Origin of the sequence: Mesorhizobium sp. M0598, from assembly GCF_040320865.1 — a bacterium.
Classification (GTDB): Bacteria; Pseudomonadota; Alphaproteobacteria; order Rhizobiales; family Rhizobiaceae; genus Mesorhizobium.
Map to the genome: position 1 here is coordinate 37,204 of NZ_JAMYQL010000030.1, position 25,264 is coordinate 62,467.

Genomic DNA, 25,264 nt, shown 5'->3' on the forward strand with positions numbered 1-25,264 from the left:
TGATTGATGGAGATATCGACAAGTCCTCAAACAAGAATGAGGGGAGAAATGGCAAGATCGCCCTCGTCGCTGATGACGGTCTGCGAAACACAAAACTATAGTGAAAAGTGAATTTCTTCCGGTGGTTCTCCAAGAACCACGAGGAGAGGTCGAAGGAGGGGGCATGCGTACCGAGATTGAGCATATGCGGGAGGCGTTGGCCTCCTACATCGAGGCGACCTATCACCTCTCGAATCCCAAGGTTGTTAACCTCCGTCGGCAGATCTTGATGAAGGGCGGCATCGCCCAGACGCCGTATATAGAAAGTACGCCAGCGTATGTAGGAGACCGCAAGTTTGCGACCCTTGACCTGGATCAGCAGGTTCGCGATTTCCTTACCAGCATGGCCTCAAAGGAGTCTGATGAACTCCTTTTCGACCCGCCATACGAACATCAGGCACAAGCGCTTGAAAAGACGATGGCCGCTAATGCAGGCGGCACCGGGATTGTTGTCACCACCGGTACGGGGTCCGGCAAGACCGAGAGCTTCTTACTGCCTGTGCTGGCGCGGCTTGCCGATGAAGCGATTTACAGGGCCGATCATTTCTCGACGCGCGCGGTGCGCGCACTCCTGCTTTACCCCATGAATGCCCTCGTGAACGACCAGCTAGGTAGGTTGCGCACGCTTTTCGGTTCAAGCGCCGCACGAAAATGGTTCACTGCCACAGGCGAGCGTCCAGCAAAGTTTGGCCGTTATACCGGCCGTACCCTTTATCCTGGTATCCGCGACGGTGATCGTGACCAGAAGCGCCTCAAGACGCTTGAATATTATCTCAAGATCGAGGATGGCGCACGCACTGGCAACGCCAAGGATCAAGCGCTTGTCAATATCCTCAAGGAAAAAGGGCGCTGGCCAGCCAAGCCCGACAGTTTCCTCGGCGCGTTCGATGGCCTTCGCAAATGGTACGGCAAGTCTGGCGAACATTGGGAGACCAAGAATGGCGATCCCCTGCGAGCCAATGAGCGACCCGAGGATCCCGAGCTCCTTACGCGCCACGAGATTCAGGGCGCGAGTCCGGACCTTCTCGTCACCAACTATTCGATGCTCGAATATATGCTTCTGCGCCCAATCGAGCGGAAGATTTTCGCTGACACGCGTGCCTATTTCGAAGCGCATCCGGACGAGAAATTCTTTCTTATTCTCGACGAGGCGCACCTCTATCGCGGTGCCAACGGTACGGAAGTCGCCTATCTAATCCGGCGCTTGCTTGATCGACTCGGTTTGCCACCGTCCCGCGTAGTCTTCATAGCGACAAGTGCCTCGTTTTCGGATGGAGCCGCCGCCGCCGAGTTTGTCGCTGGCCTTTCCGGACTCGCGAAAGAGCGCGTTCAGATACTTCAGGGTGACAAGCGTTCGTTCGAGCCGGCGGGTGACGGGTCGGCTGAGTTTGCCGCGGCGCTCGCCTCCGTCCCGCTCGCGTTACTCCAATCCTCGTCTCCGACCGAACGTTCCCAAGTGCTGGTCCCGCTAGCGGCTCATGCCAAGACATCGGGCCTCCTCCCCGTTACCCTGACGCGCAAGGACAGCGGTTCCGCCAACATAATCGCTACCCTCCATGGTCGGGATGTGTCGGGCGCCGAGGTCGAAGAACTGGTGGTCGTGCCGAGTGGCGCTACTGTTGCGACCACGAAGCCATTTCGGATCGTCGATGATGTCCGTACCGACTCGGGCAGCGTCGCGTTCGCGCGCGCCTACGTTCTCGGCACTGCCACATCTGAGAACTGTGACTGGGATGAGGACGACCTGCCTGCCGCGCTTGCAGCAATTCTCGATGGTTCCAACGTGCTAGGGCGCCTTCGCAACATCACGTCAGGCGCTTCGTCGCCCAAAGATCCCATCGAATCTCCCGGAGCAGCTTGGGCATTCACCGCACTACCCAAGGCCCTCTTTCCCTCGGTCCAGCCCGATATGGCGGCATCGGCGGTTGACGCCTTGCTAGAACTGGCTTCGCTCGCCAAAGCTGCGCCGGGAACCGCCCCGCTGCTGCCGGCCCGCGTCCATATGCTGTTTCGGGGTCTGCCAGGTCTCTGGGCTTGCGCCAATCCCGGCTGCGACCAGATATCCCCCGCCGAACGTGGCGGGCCGACCGGCGCTCTCTATGCCGAGGCGCGCCAGAATTGCGGCTGTGGCTCCCAAGTTTACGAGCTATACAGTTGCCGAGATTGCGGGCTCTCCGTTGCACACGCCAACGTTGGCGCCCCGACTGGAGTCGAGCATCTATGGCAGGATAATGGTCGCGCTTATGCCGGCGACACCGGCGTCCTCCAACCTATCCATGTCTGCCTCGAGGATCCGCTTCCGGAAAAGTCCGGCGTTGTCCGCCCGGTCTATCTGGATCTGAGTTCCGGGCGCATCGATGGAAGCGGCACCTTCAACCGTGAAGTCTGGCTGCCGCCCATCACAAGCGCGGCTCTATTCGAGAATTGCCCACGGTGCGGGGCAGCGTGTGGCGATACCGCAATGGGCGGCATTTCGGACCTGCAGACCAAGGGCGAGCAGCCCTTCAAGGAATTAATTACCGTTCAAGTGCTCGAACAGCCTCCCCGCCCTGAGAGCCACACGCCGCTCCAGGGCCGAAAGGCACTGGTATTTTCCGATGGTCGCCAAACCGCTTCGCGGCTTGCGGGCGACATGAAGACCTTCTCGTTCCGCGATAGCCTACGCCCGCTGTTGCTGGTCGGCATGGCCGCCCTTCGCCATCCGACCTATAAGCCTTCGCTCAACGATGCGCCGCTCGCAGTGGCACTCGGCGCCACCAAATTCGGTGTGCGCCTCCGACCGCTTGGCGATGATGGCGTCATGGACCGCGCCGGCCAGATGGCCGCTAGGCTCGTCAACAATGACGACGCTGAGAATGATGACTTTCGCGGCCTCACCGCCCAGACTTCAGACGCCGCGCCGCTATCGGTGTTCCAGAGCATCTATGCAGTCCTTCAGGACGATCATACCGGCTTGTTTCCGCTCGCGCTCGCGATGCTGCGCCCCAAACTCACAAAGACCGAGCAGCAGAAATTGGCCGACGAACTCAAACTGCCCAAAGTCGAGGGCATGACCCCCGACGACATCAGAGCCTCGCTCATCGAACTGTGGTTATGGCAGGCGATGCGCAAGCACGCGATCAAGCTCCAGGCGACGCCGTCCAATATCGACTCAGCCAAGGGCTCATCGGGCATTCGGCTGTGGAACGGCAAGTTCAGCCGGGTTATCGCCAAGGCACTCGCGGAGCGCGGATTCAATGCCTGGGTGAAGGGTGACTTCCTGACTGTTTGCGAGCCCGTGCTGCGCGCCGTCTTCAGTCCTGGTGAGCAAGGTGACTTTCATGTCCAGGCAAGCCGCGTCTCGCTTGACCCGGGCGACAGCGCTGAATGGCTCCGCTGCGAGCGCTGCACCAAGGTCTCACCAAGCAACGCGTTGCTTGGGCTCGTATGCGGATATTGCGGGGGAAGCGCCAAGCAAATCGACCCAGCGCATGATTTCGTCTTCCGTAGCCGTAAGGCCTTTTACCGGCGCCTGTGGGAGCGGCTAAACGATCCCGATGACACCTACGCGCCGCATCAGCTGATCGCCGAAGAGCACTCGGCTGCACTCAATGATAGCGGGCTCGCCAACGCGATGTCGCGCAACGAAGCCTATGAACTGCGCTTCCAAGACATTCCGATCGAGCAAGATGGGCGCGTCGGCTCGCCGATCGACATTTTGAGTTGCACAACAACCATGGAGGTCGGCATCGATATAGGCGGTCTCACCGCAGTAGCCTTGCGCAACGTACCGCCCGGACGAGCCAACTACCAGCAGCGCGCCGGTCGCGCTGGCCGTCGCGGCGCCGGGCTATCGACCGTCGTAATGTTCTGCGGTGCCGACAGCCACGACCAGAGTTTCTTTCGCGAACCGGCGCCGATTGTCGCCGGGCCTGCACCTGATCCCATCCTCAACCTCGATAACCCCGTCATCGCACGACGCCAGGCGCTCGCTTATCTGATCGGACGCTTCCAGCAGGAGCGCATTGACACCGTCGGAGGAAGCGCAGACGTCTTTTCTTCGTTGGGTACCGTTGCCGATTTCATGAACGGCGCCGAGGATGTCTTCTCGCTCGCTGGCTTCAAGCAGTGGATTGCCCAAGGCCGCGAGGCTCTTCGGTTTGATCTCGAGCGGATGTTCACCGTTCATTGTCCGGCGCTTGATGCCGATGAATTGCTCAATGGATTTCCAGGCTCGCTCCAACACACGCTGGCGCAGCCCACCGAAGTTGCGCCAGTGCCGCAGCCCGCCAAATCCGCAGCTGCCGATGACGACATCGAGGACGAGGTGATGGAGGACGCCGACGACGAAGAGCATGGCGTAGTCGACAATGGCAAACTGCTCGATCGCCTGTTTGATGTAGGCCTTCTGCCCAAATATGCGTTCCCGACCGACGTTGCGACCTTCAGCGTCTTCGAGGGCGACACGGACCCTTGGCGACCGAAACGGCGCTACTCCCCCCAACTCGGTCTCAATGCCGCACTCAGTCAATATGCGCCGGGCCACGAGGTCTATGTCGACAGTCAGCGTTACATCTCGCTTGGCCTCTATTCTGGGCATGAAGATGATCGCTATGAGGCTTATCGGAACCGCCGGCTCTACTATCAGTGTCAGATCTGCAACTATGCTGATCTCAAGGATTTAGCCGAGGGTTACGTCGACGAAACCCGCGACTGCCCGGCCTGCGCGAGCCGCGGCGCCTTAGGACCTGCCCGCCGCTGGGTCCGCCCAACTGGCTTCTCGCACCCGCCGACAATCACAGCGCTTCCGCCCGATTTCGACGCTGGCACCCGCCTTCGCCCGACGCGGGCCACGCTCGATTCGCTGCAATTCGCGCCCGAAGCGCGGATTGGCGGCAAAGCCTGGTCGATTGGCACCGGCTGGGAGGGATGGGGCGCCAGCAAGACCCTCGTCGTCACCAATCGTGGGACACTGAGCGCGACCGATTACGGCTTCAACTATTGCAACAAATGCGGGCGCATTGAGCCCGCGGACTTCGACCCTGCGCTACGCCGATTGCGTAGTGGGCAGTCGCATCCACGGCCGCGTCCCAATCGGCCCAAGGAAAGCGTCGAGTGCGACGGCAACCCCGCCAAGATCGTGCTCGGTAATGAGTTCAAGACCGATGTCGCCGTGTTCCGGCTCGCGCTCCCGTTGGACTGGAATCTCGATCCCGATCAGCCGTCGACCACGATCGCCGCGCGTTCCGCAGTCGAGGCCCTTCGCCGCGCCGCGTGCAGGCTGGAAGACCTTGAGCCAAACGATATCGACGGCGATTTCCGTTTCGCGCCGGGCGACGGCACATGCCAATATATCGATCTCTATCTTTATGATCAGGCTGCCGGGGGCGCCGGGTTCGTCAAGGCGGCGGCGCGCGATCCGCAACGCCTCGTCAACAACGCGCTCGAACTGCTGGACAGTTGCAACTGCGACGACAGTTGCTACCAGTGCCTGAGATCCTACAAGAACCGCTATGAGCATGAACTGTTTGATCGACGGATCGGGGCCGACCTGCTGCGCGCCGCCTTCAAGGGTGTGCCGCTTTCAATTGACCCGACCCGTGAAGATCTCGCGCTTGACCGTCTCGAAGCCGACTTGACCGAAAGCGGTGCCACGGTCACTCGCACCGACGGCGGGCTGATCAAAGACAATGGCGAGGTGATCTGCCTCGCCCATCCCTTTGTTGAGAATCACCCCGGTTCGGCGCGGGGTGCAGCGCTTGCCGATGGCAGGGACGCGGTCGCGGTCGACATCCTGCTCGTGCTTCGCGCCCTGCCAATTGCGTCCAGCGAAGCTCTGTCGGTCCCCAATGTCGATCCCAATGCGGGACTCAAACCCGACCCCGATGGCGTCCCGGAATTGAGTGCGGCGGCCGTCGCGGCGGGCGACCTTAATCCGGCAGCAACGGCTTCGCGCTTTGCCGTCAGCGGTGCCGAAGAGCGCGATATTCTGTTTCGACTCACCGCCAATGTCCTCAGCGGTAAAAAGGGCGACGGCAATGCACCCGTACCCAAAGGGACGATGTGTCTGTTCCGGCCGCATGACGGCGGTGCTGATCAGGCCACCGAGAAGACCGATGTCTTTTTGCTCCGACGGACGGATGGGAAGGTGTTCGGCGCAACCGGTGAGGCCTGGACAGTAGGGCTCCTCCAATCCGTAGCCGGCGATGGCATCCGCGTCCGTTACCGGCCGGCATCCCACTTCATGGAGTGCGCCAGCGAGTTGGTGCAGCCGGCGAAGGAGGTGGTGCCGGTCGCCTTGCTCGTGAAGGCGGTGTACTGATGGCCCAATTCATCCCAATGATTGACCCCGAGACGATGGAGTTCGGATCGGAGGCCGACGTTGCGCGCGCGATGCTGAAGCAACTCGGGCCGGGCTATCTGATCATGCATTCGCTGCCTTGGGTGTTCCCTGCCCGCGACGATATTGACGCGCCGGCCCGCGAAGGCGAAGCCGACTTCCTCGTTCTCCATCGTCAACATGGTTTGCTAATCCTCGAGGTGAAGGGTGGCGAGATCGCCTTGAAGGGTCGAACATGGGTGCGTTGGATCAAGTCCGCGCCTAAGGAAATTAAGGACCCTGTGAAGCAGGCGCGCCGAAGTCTGTGGGCGCTCAAAAAGCGTCTCACACTGATTTGCGGAAAGTCGGTTGCCGACCGTACCATCATCTCGGTAGGGATCGCCTTTCCGCACTGTCTCTACAAGGATCATCCACCGAGCGACCTTCCGCCTGAGGCCATCCTCACTATGGATGACCTCCCGAATATAGAGCCCGCGCTGCTGCGGGCTTACAAAGCGGGTGGTGGCGGCAAATATGAACTCTCGGTGCAGGAGTTCGATGCGGTGCGCCGCGCGCTTGCGCCCGAATTCCGCGTCTATGAGCCGCTGCGCGTCAGTGTCGACAACACTGCCGAGACCCTGGCGCGACTGACCCGGCAGCAGTTGCAGGTGTTGCGCGCGTTCGATGCGAATACCCATGCGATCGTCGAAGGCGTCGCCGGCTCGGGTAAGACCTTACTCGCCATCCAGCGCGCGCGATCTTTCGCCAAGACCCGCAATGCGGTGCTGTTCACCTGTTTCAATAGCGAACTCGCCAAGTGGATACGCGAGGAAATCGGCGACGATCTCGCTGAAAATGGCGGCAAGATCATGGTTCAAAATTTTCATCGTCTCGCCTCCGATCTGTGCAAGCAGGCCGGGGTTGAGTTTGTCGCCAACGCTGCCGATGCCCAGCGTTGGTGGGATGAAAGGGCGCCCGACCTTCTCGCCGAGGCGGCGATGGATCTTTATCCCAATGGCCCACCATTCGACGCGCTGGTGGTCGACGAGGCACAGGACTTCTCACCGGGCTGGTGGGACGCGCTCGACTATCTGTGTGATCGCGCCCATCCGGTGTGGGCGTTCCTTGATAAAGCGCAGAGCCTGCGCCGTGAACCTGTCGTGCCGCCGCTCAAGGGCGCATTCCATGTCGCGCTCGACGTGAATTGCCGCAATACGCGTAGGATCGTTGCTTGTGCGAATAGCGCGAGTAGCATCGAAAGCGAGCCATTCGAACTGGCGCCGCTGGGGCGGCCGCCCAAACTGATCTTGCCTCAATCGCCGGCAGCGATCAGTGGACTCGTGCAGCAAGAACTGCGGTCCCTGCTTGCTGATCAACGGCTCGAGCCGCGACAGATCGCGATCCTGGGACCCGCGAGCAAAGTCAAGGGGCCCCTCGCCAACGTTGCTCAGGTCGATGGTGTTACGTTGGTCGATGACGCCAGCGCGTGGCGTGATGGCAAGGGCGTACTGGTCACCACCGCACGCAGCTTCAAAGGACTCGAGGCCGACGTCGTGATCCTGTGCGATTTTTCCGGACTCAGCACGTTGTTCACGGTCAGCGATCTCTATGTCGCGCTGACGCGCGCCCGGTCGCATCTCATCATCGTCGCCCATGATCGCGCCGCCAAAGAGAGCCTCGATGCCGCATTGGCCGCAGCAATTGCAATTGGCACGGGCGAATGAGTACGGGCGAAGCCTGGGCGGGGGCGATCGGCTTTATCGCTGGCGACGGCGACGGGCCTACGCTCGAGACCGTCGTCACTCATATCCGCGACGCGGTATTCGAGACCGGCTTCGTCAGTCGCGGTCGAATCACCAGTGGATTGAAAGAAGCGTATCGTCCGCTCGGAGTGGATGAGGCGTTAGTTCGCGAACGCATTGAGGCAGCGCTAAATCTGTTGCTTCTGAGCGGCGATCTCGATGAATATACGACAGGTGTAGGCCGGGGCTATGTCGGGACATCACCACGTCTGGTCTATTGGGGCGGCGAAACCAAGACACTCCTCGGCACGGACATTTCCGGGACTGGCGTCGTCCGACGTCAGCCAGCAGATTTGCCGGGAAGCCAAGCCGCTGCGCAGGTTCCGTTGTCCGACGAACTGGGTCGGCTCGAGTGGCGCAATGCGCTGCTCGAACTGGGCGGCGCCGATGCTCCCGATGGCGATGCTCGGGACCTGTTCTCCTTTTCACAAGCTTTGGCAGCCAGCGGGGACCGCTATTCACTTGACGAGCCAACATCTGTTGCGGTGGTCGGCGGCCGCGCCGAGTTTTTCGGCCGCGCCGACCCATCGCCGTCTGGGCGTTGGCGACGGATCGAAGCGGATGGCTTCTTCCCAGCCTCAATCAGCACCGGTTACTCGTACAGAAATGTTGTGCTGCATGTGGCTGGCAAAGATACAACGCTATGGCAACCGCCGTCGCGCGATATCTGGCGCTGGATCGTGGTCGGGCAGACCTTGGCGCTGGGCGACCCGGTGCTGCGTTATGATCCGATGAGCGAGATCCTCGACTTCCTGACACCGCCGCCACACCAAGCAGAGCGGGCAGCGCTCATAACCGGAACCCAGCAAGCGGCATGGTCCTGGAAAATCGAGCCAAGCGCCTACGCGGCGATCGCTGCCCTCATGGGGTCTCCGTGACAGGAGCCCTTGGCAGCAACCAAAAGAATTTTGGGGTCTTGAGTTTTGCGGCGGCCCTTAGCGATTGTTCAATCCCCTGGAGGCGGACAGCGCGCGCCTCCCAAGCGCATTCAGCGAGCGTCAACATCAGGCCGGCGCCGCGAACAGCCGCGCGATTGAACTCAAGGCTGGCATCGAGCGCCGCGGCAACCTTGATCTCGGCGCGCGCGGCGTCGGCAAGATTGTCGGCATCCGCCTTCGCGGCAAACAGGCGGCTCTCAACAGTACGCCGGACGGCGAGCGTTGCCAGACCAAGGCTCTCATTGCCCAGTTTCGTGAGCTGTTGCATCGCGGCGGTCCGCGCCGCGCGCAGTTGCCCCTCCGAAAGGACTGAGCGTCGTTTGGCGAGTTGGCGTGCGGATTTTCCCTCATGGATCGGATTCAATACAGCAGGCCCCGCGTCGGCTACCGCCATCTCGCCTCCGTTCTCGACGAGGCTGACGAACAGCATCTCGGGTGGCGCAAGATCGATCATCCAGCGTCGATCGGCCTGAAACTGCGCGAGTGCGACGCGCACAGTCGCGGCGCGTGCGTCCTGTTCCGCCCTGGACTCTTGACCATCGGCGACGCCCAGGATCGCGCTGGCGTCAAAGGCGAGCACGTCACGCAGGTCGATCTCGCTGACCGCGACGAGCAACTTGCGATTGGCAAACTGCAGAATGGGATGACCGTCGGGATACTCAACGATGAACTCCGTGCTGATGTCAGTGGCGGGCGCCTGCTTTTCGAAAGCGGCCACGACCCCGTCATGCAGGCTGCAGCCATGGTCGAAGAAATGGAGCCTGCGTTTGACACCGTCGCTCTGGACGACGTTGGAGCGGGGAGGGCATTCGATCGCCGTTCGCTTGGAGATGAAAGCCTGACGATGCCAACTGCTACGCGTGTCTAGATCGGGAATCGTAAGGTCTTCGGCACCGGGCCTGACCTTGTACCACATCGTCTTGAACCGTTGTTCGCCGTCCTGGCCGTTACGGACCTCAAGGAAATTTTCGCGCGCAAGTTTGACCATCGTCTCGGCCGCACGCTCTCGGGCGTGAAACCAGTTCCAGTGACCACTGTCGATCAGTTCTGTCGGTGCAGCATATCGTCGATTGCGAAAACGTGCTTCGCAACGGGCAGCGATGGCGGTGCGTGGCGATGGCGGCAAGGATGTTGCTTCGAGCCACTCATCATAGGCGTCGCCGAGTCTCTTCGCTTGCTTCGCGGCGTCGCCCCAACTCGCGCCTGTTGCGCCATCAGCTGCAGCTCCAATTGCGTCGCTGATGTCATCCCATTCGGATTCGTCAAAGACCTCGCTGCGTAGGAACACGCCGGTACCTTCGAGCACAGTCAGAATGTTGCTCTCGATCGAGTTGTCCACGACGATTGGAGTGATAGCGATACAACGATTAGCCGGTAAACCTTTCGTGCCAAGGCGGTCGATGCGGCCTATCCATTGCTGGATGTCGGGCGGCGACCAAGGCAGCGCGAAGAAAATGATCTCGTCGGCGAATTGCAGATTGTGGCCTTCGCGCGCGGCGTCGGCAGCGACGAGGATCTTGGCCTCGCCACTGATGAAGTCATCGAGTGCCTCCTTGAGCAAAGCGACCTGGACCTCGAGTTCTTCTGCAGCGCCAACTGTGCGGCGCTTCTTGGCGACCTTCATGTCAGTGAGCTTTTCGATCGCGTCGCGCAGATAGTCGGTAGTCGGATTGTCCTCAGCCACGACGACGGCGCGGCCACTAGGGTTCCTGGCCTGGAAGATGCGCAAGTGGTCGATTAGCGCGTCGAGCTTGGAATCGCCCGGTTCATTGCGCAGACAGGCATCGATCTGGCGCCAAGCGGCTTGGAGTTCGACAGTGCTGCGTCGCAGGGTGCTCAAACGCTCTCGCAGAGATTGCGGACTTCGTCCGGCTACTTGCAAGAGTGCTTCACGGCGGATGTCTAGATTGCCGGCGCGCGCGGCGTCCAGATAAGACCGCGTTGCGCGGGCGCGCTCGACATCGCCGTCGGTTGGCGCAAGTTTGATCGGCTGATAATTTCGCTTCGGCAGCGCCGTGGGATAATCCGTGCGGGCGGTGCGGATGAGGCGGCGATAGAGGCCGAAGCTATCTTCCACTGCGCGACGCTTGCCCGCTTCCTGGAAATCTTGGCTGTAGAGATGCCGCGCACGTGCCTCGCGCTCGGTGAGCACCTTGAGGATATCACCGTCCTCGGCGCGCGCGATGCGGTCTGCCTCGGGCTCAAGGAGTGCCATCAATTCGCGGCGGGTCCGCGCATGATGGAGCGCCGGCGTCGCGGTCATTGCGATAACATTGGGAATCGTCCGCGCAGCGATGATCAGGTCCTCGCGGACCTGAACCTGGAGCTTTGTGAATTCGTCGATCAACAGGAGGTCAATTCGATCGGAGGCGATGCGGCCGCCCGCAAGGAGCCGGCTCGGTCGGATCAAGCGCATGACGAGATTGCCGTGGATTCCACCTTGCTCGCCGCTCTCGAGTGCGAGCACATGGCCACGACAGAGCAATTCTTCTTCCCATTGCGACACGAGATCATCAGGCACCACAAGAGCAGTGGCGAGAGGCCGCGGGCTTTGCGCTGCCAGAGCCCGCATAACCATGATCGCTTGGATGGTCTTGCCTAGACCGACCTCGTCAGCGAGCAGCCAGCGGCAAGCGGCACCCGTGACCATTCGGTGTACGCTGTCGATCTGATGCGTATAGGCGAACGCACCGACGCCGAGTGCGCCGAGCAGCGCCTGATCGCGGTCGATCCGCCGTGCTTCAGCATGTAGGCCAAGGACAACGCGGTGAAAGTCGCTCATTGCTGCGCCAACATGATCGGCCCAACTCGGAGTGCCACATAGCGCGTTGCGCGTGAGACGAACGGATCATTGGCGAGGACGCGGACCGCCGCGTCCACGTCATCGCATGCGGACGGAGACAGCCAGAGTTGAAGAGCACTCGCTGCCACCTCGGCGGACAGTTGACCGCGGGGGAGTGCGAAGGTCTTGGTCCAAGCGGCGAGATCTTCAGCAAGTTCGGCGATGCTGAGGTGGGCATAGCTCCGGTGGCTGAGCAGCCGGCCACCATCGCTCGGCGCTATTTGGCGCGCGAGCGCAGTTCGGCGGATCATACGTAGCGCCTTGTTCGCGGCTTCCTCCCAATCCTCGAACGGCGCGCCGAAATCGAAATCATCCTCAACGTCGAGCAAGGCCCCTTCGGCGTGCAGAATCGTCATCGCTTCGGAAAACGCTGTATTCAGCGCGTCGTCCATAGCGCCGTCGATTGGCTGGGCATCAGCGAGCGGCCAATCTGGATCGAGAATTTGTGCGTGTTTGACGAAAGCGTGGGCGAAGACTGCAACCTGATCGGCGTTCGCTTCACTTGGGACCGCCGCAAGGCCGTTCTCCAGCGCACACTGCCAGAGCGCCTGATGCGGGCTGGTTGGGCTGTCCTTGCTCGCATGTTCAGCGAGCGACCAGGCGCGACCACACAAATCGACGACAAGTGGATCCTCGAATTGACGTACGATACGACCCTTCGCGCCGATCGCTGGCAAGGTCGTGCAGAGCGCTCGGGCCCACGCAATCCGGGCTCTCGCGATGTCACCGACACCTTTGCCACGGTCAAACATACGCCGTGACCCTACATCGTCAACAAAGTTCGCGGTGAAATCACCATAGTCGAAAATATTGGAGGTGAAGAGTTGCACCGGGTCAGCGATACGCCCGTTCGAGAGCAATAGGCCATAAGCCCTTGCCCCGCGGCTCGGGATGGAAACGGCTGTGGTTGCAGTGAAGCGGTGTGGCGCCTGCGCGCTGGCTTCCACGAGAGTTCCTTGGAGGTCAGCACCAACGAGCCGCGGGTTGCCATCCGCCCATTCGACCGAAGCCGATGGACGCTCGAGTTTGATCTGAATGGCGTGTGACCGTCCGATGGCGATCTGCAGCAGGCCCTTTCCAGTTTCGAGCAACTTCGTACGGGCTGTGTCCTCGTAAAGACGGGTTAGCAACTTCGAGGTAGCTGGCACAGTCATCGGCAGCGCGGGAAGATACTCTCGCCCGCGCGCGACCAGGCGCCCGCCAATCTCAAGATCGACAGATATGGCGACGTTGATGAGCGGCAGTCGGCTCTCAATGCGCAGTTGGAGGCGTCGCTCGATAAGCGCTTCGAAGGCATTGTCGCGTTCAAACAAAACAATATCGGCGACGCCGCCCTCCAGTGGCGGAGCAGGTTCGGCTTTCAAGCCGGGTCTGCCCGATCGCCCGGACACCGCAGCGATTTGGCCATTTGCAGGCAGGCGTTGTGGCGCCGCGTCCGGGTCAGTCCCTGTTCCCTCTTTGTAGAGAAGGAATGGCCTATTTGGCCGAACTACGCCCTGCGGCGCTCCGATAGCATCAACGGGATGGCGCGCGAGTTGCACCCTGTCTTGAGTGGTTAGCAGCCCCTCGCGGGTCAAGAGCGTCCGGTCGGCTGCATAAGCAAGGTCGGCTTCGAAAAACTGATAGCCGGCTGCGGCACCGAGCTTCTTCAACCCATCGAGTGTAGCGCCGCCGGCCTTTGTGCCGAGCCATATGTAGCCGCTGGTCGCACTCGGCACGCCAAATCGCTGTTCCGCCTGCGCGCGCTCGTCATTGACGTCGAATAGCAGATTGACCGTCCAGTCGATCGATCGACCGGCAAGCGTGACGGCGATGTCGGTGCCAGCGCCAAAGACGGCAGCGGCGTTAGGATATGCAGGGTCTTCGTCGCTCGGCACGGATTGGTTCGCGATGGCGAACGGGCCGGCACTGAGCGCTGTATCGGGGTGGAGGAAACTGCCGAAGCCCCAGAGCCGGGGGCGCCAGCCCGCCGAGCGTGCGATGCTCCGCGCCTCGTCGTATAGCGAAGGGGGCAAAGCCGGCCAGTTTGCAAAAAGACGGACGCCAGCCGCGTCGCGTAACAGCGAGAGGCGACCCACTATCTGTTCAGCGGCGACGGGCGATTTGGTGGTACGCGTGCGTATCCGCGCGGCTCGCGCGGCGAAGAATGCCTCCGGGTCGACGGCAACGGCGTCCCGCAGCCGCGTGTAGCTCGCTTGCGACAACACGGATCCACGGTTTTCCGTAAGCAGTGCCGTTAGCACGCGTGTGCTTGGCCCCTCGAACCGAAGCCAGTCAGCTAGCCGGGCGCCTTCGGCGGCGCTTGCCCATGCGCGCAAGCTAGGAAAATTGATGCTCCGTCCAGGCCCAGGCAGAGCCGCTATCGGCGCTCTTGCAATCAGCCTACTTACCGCCCCCACCAGATCGACCGGGAGTAGCGCGTTGGCGATTGGCCAGGCGATAATCGAGAAATGACTGCTAAACGCACTCTTGCTTGGCCGCGAGAGATTGTATCGCGTTGCCTGTGCCTCAAAGGCCTCGGCAATGCGCTGACGGTGTGCCATTGAGACGGTAAGACCAAGAGCGTCGCTGAACTTTGCCCAGAAAACGGTTCCGACGCCTTCAAAGCGGAAGCCGATCTCAGCGGCGACGGCGCAGATGAAAAGTGGTGAGCGCCTGATCAGATTCTCCAGATCGTGCAATGGCGCGATCGGTCCGAGCGTGTCGAAATGCTCGGGCCAGAGCATCGCCTCATCGACTGCTTCGATGAGGGCAACGTCGGCGACCTTCTTTTTATTTAAAGCGACGATTGCCGCCTTCAACTGGCGTTCGAGGGTGCCGATTTCGGCTAAACTCAACATCTGTTTCCCTCATCGAGAAAATGCTTACTGTATTATTACATGTATTAGATCTGATACGTCTATGGTCGTGAATTATTTAAATTTGACGCAATGAGTTGGCCCATTCAATCGATGAAAATGTTTTGGACGCCGAGGCATGTCATGCCCTATGGGTTGCCCCTCCTCGTGCGCTGGCGCCTAACGATACCATTGGGAAGCGTTTAGGGGACCAATAGTCGATACCGTGGAAGTGGTTCGAATAATCCCACATTCCCGAAACCCATCTATTCAATCCCACATTAACCAGTTCAGATGGTGTCATGCTGCAGCCAGAGGGCAGATTTGAGGAAACGATTCGAGACCGGGTGGCCGCGCGGCTTTCAACATGCTATCTGAACAACATGGTCCTGATCAGACATTTGCCATCCCAGCCGCCCAACGTCAAAGATTTGGCGGGTAACCGCTGCAATCGACGAATTCCCTTCATATTATGATTGTCCCTCTGTTCCCACCGCTCGACGGTAGCCCTGCGGAGCGCTTTCCCGAATTCGCCCGGGCCCTTGCTTCCGCCCAACAGGCGGGAGACCGGGACAGCATGCAAGCAATATTGGCGCAAGAGCTACGGTGGTGCGAAGGTGCGACGCAGCTGGGGGATCAACGACTCGTCTATGAAGCATGCCTCCGAATCCTGATGGATCTCGTGCGGCTTCGCTGGAGACTGATCGAGCAAGGCTACGGCTTTGCGCTTGAGAACCCGAAGGAGTTGGTGAGCGGACGTCCGACAGCCGAAATCATCGCCAGCAAGGAAATTCTGCGCGCCGAGCTTCGCCCCTTGGTCAAGGATCAGCTCGAACAGCCCGCCGTGCGCAGCTTCATTGAGAAGATGGAAGCGGGCAGTCGGGACAAAAAGAGCATCCGGCTTCTTTTCACGGACGGTGCGGAACTCAGCCAGCGGATGCGGGAAGCAGTCCAATTGAAGGGTCCGGAGCGCGCCGCCGCATTGGCAAATGCCGTCAAACCGGTACTTGAGCTCGCTGACGATAGGAAGGACGAATTGACAGGGCATAGCCTACGCGAAATCTGGCGCTATGTCCGGTTTACGTGGTCGATCCCGCAGGTTTCGACCCCGGGGCGGCAATTGCTTTATCTCGTTCGCGACCATGCGCTGCCGTCGAAGCCCGTAATTGGCATTGCCTCCCTGAATAACTGCCCACTCGAGATGGGGGAAACCCGCGAATCCTTCATCGGGTGGCATCGACGGGCATTGGCACCGCGCTTCGCCGCCGCAGTGGCGTCGGGCGGCGAGGCGCTCGAAGCCGAGGTCGAGTGGCTCGAACAGCAGATCGAGACGTCACTTAGTGAGGTTGAGTGGAAGAACCTCGTCACACCCGGGCAGATTGCCGATCCCGATGATGCGATTATCAGAAAGCTCCTGCGACGCGGTCAGGAATTCGCTCGGCTTCGCGAGGAGCTATTGCGCGAAGTCGCCAGCAGCGAACGCGATGCGTTCGATGTCACCAGATGGGAGATGGATGACGCTCCGCCGGTCGATGACAACGTGCTCGAGATGGAAGCCAAGGCGTCGATCGATGCCCGGATGCACACAGCTCGAAAACAGCTCATTGCAAAGAAGCGCGCGCATGCGATCGGACGGCTGCTTCAGGCGCGCCGCGCGCTGAGGAAGCACCGGTCTTCGCTCATCGACCCAGCCAAAGCGTTGGACACGCTGGAGCTGGAGGATGTGCGTAGCGCAATCAACATTGTCCTCGAAGCGCTGAAGGCCCGTCGCGCGGGAGCCAACCTGCTCGAAATCACCACATGCGGCGCGATAGCTCCCTATACGGGAATGCTGGGCGGCAAACTGGTTGCTCTGCTGATGCTCAGCCCGCAGGTCGGTGCCGACTACAAGCGGGCCTATGACAGTCCATCGATCATCTCGTCGCAAATGCGAAACCAGCCTGTCACGCGAGATTCTGCATTAGTATATCTTGGCACCACCAGCCTCTACGTTCATGGATCGAGCCAGTATAACCGGCTCCGGATCCCCGCCGGGACGATCGCGCCCGATCAGACCGAAATCGGCTACTTACCGATTGGACAAACTTCGGGCTTCGGAACAGTACAGTTCTCGCCTGAAACGAGCCGCGCGATCGATGCGCTCCTCTCCCGCACTCACGCCTACAAGGAGGTGAACAGTGTCTTTGGGGAGGGCACGAGTCCCAAGCTTCGCAAGCTCAAAATGGGTTTGCGCATGCTTGGCTTCGATCCCGACAAGCTGCTCCAGCACCGCCAGCACCGGCTGATCTACGCCGCCCCACTGTTCGATGCCGCGCGCGACTGGTTGATGGAGCGCACGATCAACCTGCCGAGTTACGTGGCAGATCCCGACGCATTCGTGGGAGCAACCGAGCGCATTGCCGACTATTGGAGATCGCGGTGGCTTGCGAGCCGACTCGACTATGAGCCGGCACGCAACGGCTTGCTGGTAGACAGATTTCGCCCCTTGGGGGACTATCTGATTGATTTCAGAGGGGTAACGACGAGTGACTGACAAGCACCCCGGGACGGCGGGCACGAGCGCGGTCGATGACTACAAATTGTGGGTGACGCTAGCGGCAGCCGGCCCGAAGGCAATCGCCGAAGCGCTGACCGCACAGGAATTCGATCGCCTTCACGTGCCAACCGCGATCGAAGATTTCGTAACCGCCCAGGTGGGACAGGGACGTAGTGTCGTCCTCACCGGCAATGCTGGCGATGGGAAAACCCATATTCTTCGGCGAATTCGGTCTGTGCTTGAAGGGGCAGGGGCACATGTTGTGCCCGACGCCACCGCGCTGATGCGCGGTGATGATCCGGCGCCTGTTTTCGAAGCATGGCGCGCGGCGTTGAACGAGGGGCGTCCCTTTTGCATGGCGGCGAACGAGTATCCGCTGTTTCAACTTCGTACCGCCAAAGATGGCTTCGACCAGCTTGACGAGGTCGAACGGCAGTGCCGACATCGGCTCGCCTATGGTGCCGTATCCGCTGATGAAGACGCCCGATCGGACGTGATCGTGATCGACCTCAGTCTCCGCAATCCGCTTGGCGCGAGTTTCTTCAGCCGCTTAATTGACAGGTTGCTGAGCGATGCGTCGCTTATTGCGACGATCGGTTCCGATCGGGACATGATCGCGGCGCGAAACCATGCCCTTCTCAGCATCCCGCTCGTGCGCGAGCGCCTCGCTATCCTGATGGCGAGGCTGGTTGCGATCGGGCACCGGGCCACTGTGCGAGAGCTTTGGATTCTGGCGGCTCGATTGGTTTTCGGTACAAGCGGACAGCGCGATTTCCAGCGCGCCGACTGGTATTCAGAGACATTGTTCGCCCCTGATGCCCGGTTCGACCTGACGACGGCGCTTCGCGATGTTGATCCAGCGCGATGCAGCCATCCTCATTGGGATGCCGTACTCGAGCAGCGTGGCGCATCCGTCCGATCGGGCTGGGTAGCGACACCCCCCGCCCCCGCGCCTCATTCGCTGCTAGATGCAGAAAACTTCGCAGCACTGAAGCGCCGGTTCTACTTCGAGCATCGCGATGGCCATCAGGCATTTGCGCTCGCCGACCCGGACGCCCAGGATTTCAACAAGCTCCTTTCAGGTCAGACATCCAATGGCACCCAGCTCGCCAGCCTGCTCATAGCCGCTATTAATGCTGCCTATTGCCCGGTTCCGTTCGCGGGTCGAGAAGACCATTTATATCTGTGGAACGGACACAGATTTCACGAGCAGCCTTCGCGATCCTTCTTGGCGGGCAGCAGGGTGGCAGTGGATCTGTTCTCAGTAGATGTACCCCGACTGCCATCGCGGCTGTTGGGTTGTTTCGAATACCAGGCGGATCATATTGCCCTCAGTGTGCCAGGAATGGCTGGCCATCCTCGATTGCGGATAGATTTCGCGCTCTATCGTACCCTCAAGCGTCTCGCGCGTGGGCTTCCCCGGAAACTCATTCCCGAACGCGATATCCACAAGCTCGACGCTTTCCTGGAGAAACTCGGCACGGCAGATCATTCGGGCGCGCGGACGATCTGGTCGGTCCACCTCGAAAATCTCGACGTCATCCAGGTCAGCCTCAGCGCGGACGGCAAACGCTATGAAGGGGTAAAACGTTATGCTTAAGCCGCGCCGCACCAAGGACGAGATTTCGGCGGACGCAGCGGCTGAGAGGCGGGTCCATGCCGAATTTCTCGGGTATCAGCCACGGCGCATGAAACCAGTCCATTTTGCGACGAGTTTCCTGCTTTCCCTGACCGGACGCCAGCATGAGCTTGAGCTGCTGAATAAGGCGTCGGTTCCGAAAGCCGCTCCACGCGATAGTCGATCTATATTAGATGAATATGTCTCCGACAGACTCTATCCCAAGCTTGTGGAGCTCAATCGACTTAGCGACGTAATCGATCAGGACGCGTTTCGTGCGCTGCGAGCTCACCTCAATGCCGCATATAATAACGACGGTGCTGCACTGAATGCGGCGTTTGCTCCTTACAATTCGCCCGGGACGGACTTCAGCACGCCATCGCTTCGTTATGTTTCGAACAAATCCAAGAATCACGGCTATGCCGGAACCTTCGTCGTCAGCGTGCTGGAGGCAACGCCGGAAGGAACGGCGGTTTTGGCAGGGTGCCGGCGCCTCCTCGATGCGCCGCCGCCGCCACTTGCCGACTTCGGCGCACCCCTTCTCGATGACTTCGATGAGCCATTCGTCGATCGATATGATGAGCAATTTGGGACTTTGGATGACGAACGGCTGAAGGTTATCGCTGCAGAAATGCACGAGCAGACGAAGGCGATCGGACGACTTGTCGAGAATCTGAAAGCAACGCGCTCGGCTTATGCATTGCGGTTTCTCATCATCGGTCTGTGCAGCTGGCTGTTCGTCTACATGATGAAGCGTGGTGCATTCGAGCCGCTGTTGCTGATCGACGCATTGCAGGGCGGCAATCCGCGAATCCGCGCGCAGAGCCGGGCGAGCTATGCACGCCAGTTGGACCTGTTCTCGGCAAGCTATGACCGTCAATGGGACAGAAAGCCGGCGGCGCTGTCAGCCAGCGACTGGAGCGTATTTGCGGGGTCCGCAGATGCGCGCCAGAACCTCGATAATCATTTTCGGGATCTCGGCGTTCGCATTGGCTTCGTTCAGCCCCGCGCGCCAAGCGCGACGCGAAAGCATATCGAGATTCAGGCTGACACGCTCCGCGTGCTGGTCCTGAGCTTGATCGCTCCGGGCCAGATCATGACCCTGTCGGATCTTGCCCGCGCGTTGCGCGGAACATGGCGTATTTGCGTTGGCGCCGATGCAGAGGACGCGCAGCTTCTGCGCGCGCAGCGCTTTGGTCCGCTCGACAGCGACGAGGATTTGCAACCAAACGCGGCCAGCTTCCAGGCTCTGCTGGTCCGTCTGGGCCTTGCGGTCGAGCCATCCGACGGTCTGACCTTATGTGCAATCGATGCCGAGGATCTTATATAGTATGTCGCGACTGGCCCCACATTTCGTCGCGCAGGCGCTTGCCAGCTGGATGCTGGAGACCTTGGATCGCAGCAACGACTTCGCGCGGGAGGGACTGCCGCCATGCGATGTTGAAAGCCTCCTCAAAGCGCTGGGACGTTCACCGCGGTTCGTAGCCGAAGGCTTTTCATTGGCCCTGGTTGGTTTTGGTATCGATGATGCCACCCTCGAACAGATTGTCACACGCGCTGGCATCGCCGGATTGGCGGGGCTGACCACCGATCTGCACGTCGCGACAGAATGGCGAAACGATCGGAGCGCGCATCCGCGGATAATCGCGCTCGCAACGGGGTATAATCCGAGCGTCCACGGTCTGCGGTTTTTCGCTAGGGCGACATCGTCCGAGCTTGCATCATATCTGCTCAGCTGGGCGAAATCCGATCCAGCATTCACAGCGACGCCGCAACATCGCATGCTACTGCAGGCGCTCAGCGACCAGAACCTGCTCAAACCGTTACGGTCGCTCGACGGCATTAGCGCCTTTTTAGAGGCGTGGTCCCGGGCGCCAGCAGGCTCGATCGACGCGCCGCGCGAAGCGTTGCCCGCGCTTGGATTGCTTCCGGACCCGCATCTCTTTGAAAAGCCGGACATCGGAAAGGAACTCGAGCGAAATCTCCAGCTTGGCGAGCTGGTGACCATTCTGTCGCCAGGAGAAATCCGCCAAAGGCGCGCTCGCGTTGTTCGCTATGTAAACGACGCCACCAGGGAGAGCGTCACATTGGCGCTGGACCGTCTTGAAGCGCATCGACGGGGAGATCCGAAGTCGGGGCTCACTCTCGAAGACGCCGCATTGCTCATACGTCTGCCTGCGGACAAGCAGGTGGAGGATGAGGCTGAACCGGACGACGACGAACCCGGCGTGGTGGATGACGTCCCATCCCGCGAGCCCGATCTCTCGGTGGAATCGATCGACGCCCTGCTTGAAGGGCGGGATGAGGATCTCGAAGCGATCGGAGTCGCGCTCGACAATGCCTGGGAAGAGTTCGATGGTGACCGCGTCACTGCCAGCGCCGACACATCACGCGGTGTCGTCACTTTGGACGAACCGGTCGACCAAAAGGTGCTCGAATGGGTGAAGGCTTTCTGCGGACCTGAAAGCTTCGGCGGACTGATAGAGACCGACGTCGCCGATCTGCCGCAAGCGCTGGCACGTTATGTCGAATTCAATCCCACATTCCTTGATGTCGATGCGATCTGGCGCCACAACGGCCAGGAGAGGTCGATCGAAGCGCTCCTTCAAGGCTGGGACAGCGTCGATGCCGTGCGCGAGGCATGCGCGCGACCGCTCGTCGAGACGTGGAAGGAGTTCATCGCCCGGCGCGCCGAACTTGCAACCGCCATTCAGCCGCTTACGGTACACCCGCGCGAATGGCTGGACAGTCACCCCGCCACAAGAGCGATGTGCAAAGCTTATCTGGCGGCTGCTACCGAATTGTTCAGGAACGTGCAGCAGAACTATCGACTGGTATGGGAAGAGTCGCGCGAATGGGCCCAAGCAACCCTCGATGCCATTCTCTCGCTGGATATCGTTCAGGTTAAGATTCGCCGGTCCGATGGTGGAGTTAGCGCCAAAGCCGTCATGTTGCCTCTCCATCCTCTCCATCTGTGGCGTTATCAGCGCCTCGGAGAGGTACTCAAAGATCTCGCGCAGACGGGAATGCTGGACGATGTGGATCGGTTGATCCTCGTCAAGGAGTTGAAAAGGCCGGAGCAGTTCCTGGGCGTCATTCGCACCGGTGCCACGCCAGAGGGCAACGGTCTGAACCAGCTCCTCCCTGTCGCAAACACGATCAGCGGCATGGCCACGTTCGAGAACCTCCATAATGCCGTCAGCAGCGCCGATGGCGTCGATACGTTGATCCTGGCCATAGATCATTACGTATTGCTTTATCCGAACCATCCGCGCCCCCTCCGCCTGGCTCTGATCAATCCTCCCGAACCGGCTATGCTGCTGGAACGGATCGCCAAGCTTCTCGATGAACGTCGCAACAATATTGACCGGCTGCCCGGTATCGAGGTCACGATCCTCGCCAGTTCGGGTCATCAGGATCGTCTGGTGGCGGCAGCAACACTAGAGGGGCGTGCTCAGGATCTGGTCTATGAAAAGGTGGCGGCGGGACGGTTCGAACTGCGCGTTCAGGCTGTAGCCGCCGACAGTCTCCAACAGCTAGTGGATGGCGAACTCAGTCAACGCTCGTTCCACATCGCTGCGATATTCGACGAATCTTCGATCTCGGTCCGTCGCCGGAGGGTCGAACGCCTCCTTCCGATGAGCCCTTTCTGTGTCCGCAACGAGATCGTTGTGGACAGGTTTCTCGGCGACATCAGTCTCAGCCCGCATCCCGGCGAACCTCCCTTTTCCGACTTCGTTCTCATGATTCACGAACTGGAACAGGAGCAACGCGACAGCACGATGGTCGCGTCCGCCGATGCCGACAAACTGCGTTCCACGATCGACAAGCTCCTGCTCGGTGATAAGCCTATCGCGCGCTGGGTACTGCTGGCTGACCGAGCCTTGCCCGCAGAAAGCGGAATGCGTTCGGTACGCTTACTCGAACGCAAGGAAGGACATCGGCAGCTTCTGTTGAGCGCCGCGGACCATGGCCGGCTCTCAACGCTGATGTATTCAGCATTCCAATCGTGCAATCTGACAGTCACGACTGACGGTCTTGCCGATATCCTACGCCAAGGTGTCAATCTCGTCGGGGCTGGTCTGCTGGACATGATCAAGAAGCAGTCTGGCCAGCCAGATAATGCGAAAGTGCTCGGCTTTGTCGGCATGCTGCTCGCAGCGCGTGATGTGCGACGCGCGCATCCCGACGCCTTGATCGCCTCGGTCGACAACAAGATCGCCCGCCTTTGGTTGAAGCTGGGTGTGAAGCCCACTTCAGAGCGCTGTGACTTGCTGGCCGTGCGCCGGGACCCCGATGGCGGGTTCAGGATCACCGCCATCGAAGTCAAGACGACGCAGGCCAACGTGCTGGTCGAGGAAGCTGCGCTGGTCGCTCAGGCCGCAGTCCAGATCCAGAGTACGGCAGCGGTTCTCGCCAATGCGGTCGCTGGCGACGGGCCGTTCGGCGCACCGCGTTCCGAGATGCTCAAGGAAGTGCTCGTGCGCGCTGCCTCTGGGCGGTGGGGAAGCGAAGACGAAGATACCGCTCGGCGCCAGACTTGGGGCCCGTGGCTGCAAAAGCTCTTCGACGGGTCGGATGAGCGACCTCCAGTTCGGATCGATGGCGAGGTGGTTGTAGTGAAATTGCGGGCGGCGGAGCCCCCAAGATCGTCGCTGCTTGCGAATACTACGATTCCGATCGTCGTTCGCACGATCACTGAACCGCTTGCGGAGCAACTGATTGCTGCGGAAAGGGCAAGCCCATCCTCGCCTGGCGGAAGCGAGGCGTCGGATCAGCCGTCTGGTCCGGTGCCACCCCAGACTAGAAGGACTGAGTCACCGGTCGTCGACGGAGTGTCGGAGGAGCAGCCTTCGAAGCCGACCGAGGCAACTCTGGAAGACAAACCGAAAGACGGTGAACCCACAACCGTGCAGGCGGACCCAATAGAATCGGGCCCGACAATACTCACGGCTGCTGTTTCGCCGATCCAGCCGACTCTGGTGGTAGAACCCGGCAGTTCCCAGTCATGGCCACCCGCGGTTAACGCGCTTGGCATGATCGGTCAATATGAGGTTGCGCGCGAACTCGAGAACCAGGCTCGAAAGGCTCGTGGGTGGGGCGAGCGTTTTCTCGATAAGTTGTTCGTCGGCCCGGCCGGCGTTGGTAAATCGACGCTCGCCAGGCGCATTGCCGAGCAACTGCTGCAACTCGAGCCGATTATTTTCAATGGAGCGGACCTTCGCCGTCCTGACATGATTATCGATCGCCTCGTCGAGCTTGGTAAGGTGCCTGCGGGGGCGTCGGGCAACGTCGATGTCGAGCCTTGCTTGATATTCATCGACGAGGTTCACGCGATCGGAAATTCGGTTGCGACCGTGCTGCTGAGCGCTCTTGATGACCGGCGCAACACGACGGTGGGGAACACCGTGTACAGCTTCGACCGCGTAGTCTTTCTTCTCGCGACGACCGACCCGGGGAAGTTGACCGAAGCCTTTCTGAGCCGACCTGACCGGACAACGCTGCGCTCTTACACGTTGGAAGAACTTGCCGGCATCGTGTGGCTGCATTCGAAGGAGAAGCTCGACGGCGCAGCACTGAGCCGCGAGACCTGTATCGAGATCTCTGCCCGTATGCAGTGCGCGCCTCGCCCGGCCGTCAATATTCTTGAGCCGCTAGTCGCAAGCTTTTACGGATTGGCCGAAAAAGCATCCGGCGGTGTGCCGACGCGAGCCGATGTGTCCCGTCTCATGACTGCCGATGCGGTCGCAAACTGGTTCGAGGAAACGCATAAGATCGACGTCAATGGTCTGGCGCCGAGCCATCGCGAGTACCTCATTCTGCTACGCACGCGCGGCGCAACTTCAGAGGAGGAAATTCGTCGCGGATTGGGTATTTCCAACCGCGGTGACTTCGTTTCGATCTCGGAATACTTGACGCGCCTAGACTTGATCAAGGTAGGACCGGGCGGGCGAAGCCTTACGTCTGATGGACGGCGCTATTTGTCGGCCCCGACCATCCCTGACATGCGCGATCGCATTTCGCGTCGTACAACCTGAGCCGTCGGATCTGAGAAATCCGTCACAAGCGGTCTGGTTGCTGGCTGTTGGTGCATAAGCCACCACGCAATTGGTCCCTTAACGCGGATTGTCGAACGGTTCTCGCCGAGGAAGTAACGGAGCCTTACGAAAGGCTTCCTCAAGCATGCGCGGGGGTCACGTGCTCGATTGTCGACGTTGTCGCGCTTCTGGCCTGCACGTCGGTACCCAAACTGCGGATTCCAATTCAAACCGGACAGGTATTCCGATTTGAAGTTGGACACCATTCCGGCATGAAGCCGGCCACCATTCCGATTTGAAGCCGGACACTTTCTGG

9 protein-coding genes are annotated in these 25,264 nt (G+C 60.4%); 7 read left to right on the forward strand and 2 right to left on the reverse strand.

What is annotated here, in order from left to right; translation table 11 throughout:
• Nucleotides 1-163 precede the first annotated feature (163 nt).
• The 3 genes from NKI59_RS27195 to NKI59_RS27205 are packed head-to-tail and all read left to right on the forward strand — an operon-like array spanning nt 164 to nt 9,017.
• The gene (locus NKI59_RS27195; protein WP_352707911.1) at nt 164-6,340 is read left to right on the forward strand and encodes a DEAD/DEAH box helicase family protein; all 6,177 of its coding nucleotides are present in this window, start codon (nt 164-166) and stop codon (nt 6,338-6,340) included.
• Entirely contained in the window at nt 6,340-8,061 is a 1,722-nt protein-coding gene (locus tag NKI59_RS27200; protein ID WP_352707912.1) for an NERD domain-containing protein, read from the forward strand. Before NKI59_RS27195 ends, NKI59_RS27200 begins: the two co-directional genes overlap by 1 nt.
• Nucleotides 8,058-9,017 carry a hypothetical protein gene (locus NKI59_RS27205; protein ID WP_352707913.1) on the forward strand — a complete coding sequence of 320 codons (960 nt, stop codon included), beginning with the start codon at nt 8,058-8,060 and terminating at the stop codon, nt 9,015-9,017. The genes NKI59_RS27200 and NKI59_RS27205 overlap by 4 nt, the downstream gene beginning before the upstream one ends.
• Here the strand turns inward: NKI59_RS27205 and NKI59_RS27210 are convergent.
• Nucleotides 9,001-11,859, reverse strand: coding sequence for a helicase-related protein (locus NKI59_RS27210; RefSeq protein ID WP_352707914.1), 2,859 nt, complete (start codon nt 11,857-11,859; stop codon nt 9,001-9,003). The two genes, NKI59_RS27205 and NKI59_RS27210, sit on opposite strands and share 17 nt — an antisense overlap.
• Nucleotides 11,856-14,756, reverse strand: a complete 2,901-nt coding sequence (locus NKI59_RS27215) for a hypothetical protein (RefSeq protein WP_352707915.1) — start codon at nt 14,754-14,756, stop codon at nt 11,856-11,858. Before NKI59_RS27215 ends, NKI59_RS27210 begins: the two co-directional genes overlap by 4 nt.
• Before the next feature lie 673 nt (nt 14,757-15,429).
• On the opposite strand from NKI59_RS27215, the gene NKI59_RS27220 reads away from it, so the two are divergent.
• From NKI59_RS27220 to NKI59_RS27235, 4 genes are read left to right on the forward strand one after another with little or no spacing between them, the layout of a single operon-like run.
• Complete coding sequence (locus tag NKI59_RS27220; protein WP_352707916.1) at nt 15,430-17,289, forward strand: Druantia anti-phage system protein DruA; 1,860 nt, start codon at nt 15,430-15,432, stop codon at nt 17,287-17,289.
• A complete protein-coding gene (locus NKI59_RS27225) occupies nt 17,282-18,892 on the forward strand; it encodes a DEAD/DEAH box helicase family protein (protein WP_352707917.1) in 1,611 nt (536 codons plus the stop codon). The genes NKI59_RS27220 and NKI59_RS27225 overlap by 8 nt, the downstream gene beginning before the upstream one ends.
• Nucleotides 18,885-20,240 (forward strand): hypothetical protein, encoded by a 1,356-nt coding sequence (locus tag NKI59_RS27230; RefSeq protein WP_352707918.1) that lies wholly within the window; start codon nt 18,885-18,887, stop codon nt 20,238-20,240. Before NKI59_RS27225 ends, NKI59_RS27230 begins: the two co-directional genes overlap by 8 nt.
• Before the next feature lies 1 nt (nt 20,241).
• Complete coding sequence (locus NKI59_RS27235) at nt 20,242-24,948, forward strand: AAA family ATPase (RefSeq protein WP_352707919.1); 4,707 nt, start codon at nt 20,242-20,244, stop codon at nt 24,946-24,948.
• The last annotated feature ends 316 nt before the right edge of the window (nt 24,949-25,264 follow it).